The following is a 1,247-nucleotide window of genomic DNA, read 5'->3' on the forward strand; positions in this document are numbered from 1 at the left end:
AATGTAAGAACTAGAAATTGGACGTTTGTAATTTACCCAGAAAGTGTTTCTGAAGGTTGGAGAGATATATTAGATGATGAACATATACAATGGGTTGAATCTCCATTACATGATAAGGATACTAATCCAAATGGAGAGATAAAAAAGGCTCATAAGCATATATTGGTTATGTATGATGGGGTTAAAAGTTATAATCAGATATTAGAATTGACTGAAAGAATAAATGCGACTGTTCCACAAAGGTGTGGTTCTGCTAAAGGTCTTGTTAGATATATGTTGCATATGGATAATCCTGAGAAATATCAGTATGATCGTGAAGATATGATTGCTCATGGTGGAGCAGATATTCTAGAGATGTTAAAACCGACGTCTGCAAGCAGATATGAGATGTTTAAAGAAATGACTTCTTTTATAGTTGAAAATGATATAAGAGAATACGAAGAACTATGGATTTATGCTATGGAGCATAGATTTGATGATTGGTTCCCTTTGTTGGCTGATAATGGTACTTTTGCTATAAATACGTTTATAAAATCTAGAAGACATAGAATAAAAGATAACAAATGAATTAGCTAGCCATTATGGCTAGCTTTTTGCTTTAGCAAAAAAGGGGGATTGGGGGTTTACCCCCAACAAGGGTATTTGCAGAACGAAATGAGCGATAGCGAATGAAGTGGCTAGCAAATACGAAGCTTGCCAAACCATATTATTACTTGTGATAGGAGAAATACTTTTGACGAACAAAGAAATAATGATAGCCACTTCAGTGGCGATTGGTGCAGTTGTAACTTGGATTAATCCAAGTTAACAACCAATCCAAATCATTACTTTCGATATCGTGAAGTCAAAAGGAAATTCTATTACAAGTAATAATATGGTGGGTTTTGACTTTAGGTTTTCAACACTGGGGTACTACGACCCCCCAGTGTTGTTCATTGTTCACGGTCACTTTTTGTGTATAAACGATTGAATTATGATGTTGTTTTGTGTATTATTGACTGTAATAGTTGAAAGGTGGTTACAATTATGAGTAAAAGATTGCAAGTGACTTTGAAAGATGAGATGTCGGAAAAGTTAGATGAATTGGCGAAATATTTAGGAGTTTCAAAAAGTGCGGTAATTGCGTTGGCTTTGCAAGATTTTGATAAAAAACATAAAAATAGATAAAAAAATACTGCCATGTGGCTATGGCAGCATAAACTTGTATTCGGAGGTAATTATATCATGGTGAATAAAGCATCACAAGG

The 1,247-nt window shown here is 34.3% G+C and carries 3 protein-coding genes; all 3 read left to right on the forward strand.

What is annotated here, in order from left to right; all coding sequences use genetic code 11:
• Positions 1-567 (forward strand): replication protein (locus SH09_RS10645; protein WP_042739632.1); only part of this gene is annotated, 567 nt, incomplete at its 5' end.
• 106 nt (positions 568-673) lie between these two features.
• The gene (locus tag SH09_RS17250; protein ID WP_257211150.1) at positions 674-808 is read left to right on the forward strand and encodes a hypothetical protein; all 135 of its coding nucleotides are present in this window, start codon (positions 674-676) and stop codon (positions 806-808) included.
• Between the two features lie 218 nt (positions 809-1,026).
• Positions 1,027-1,167, forward strand: a complete 141-nt coding sequence (locus SH09_RS10650; protein ID WP_031917823.1) for a ribbon-helix-helix domain-containing protein — start codon at positions 1,027-1,029, stop codon at positions 1,165-1,167.
• Positions 1,168-1,247 lie beyond the last annotated feature (80 nt).

The sequence above is a fragment of the Staphylococcus gallinarum genome, from assembly GCF_000875895.1.
GTDB classification, from domain to species: Bacteria; Bacillota; Bacilli; order Staphylococcales; family Staphylococcaceae; genus Staphylococcus; species Staphylococcus gallinarum.

Coding starts and splice junctions, on each gene's coding strand:
- SH09_RS10650 (WP_031917823.1), top strand. CDS start 1,027: ATGAGTAAAAGATTGCAAGTGACTTTGAAAGATGAGATGTCGGAAAAG.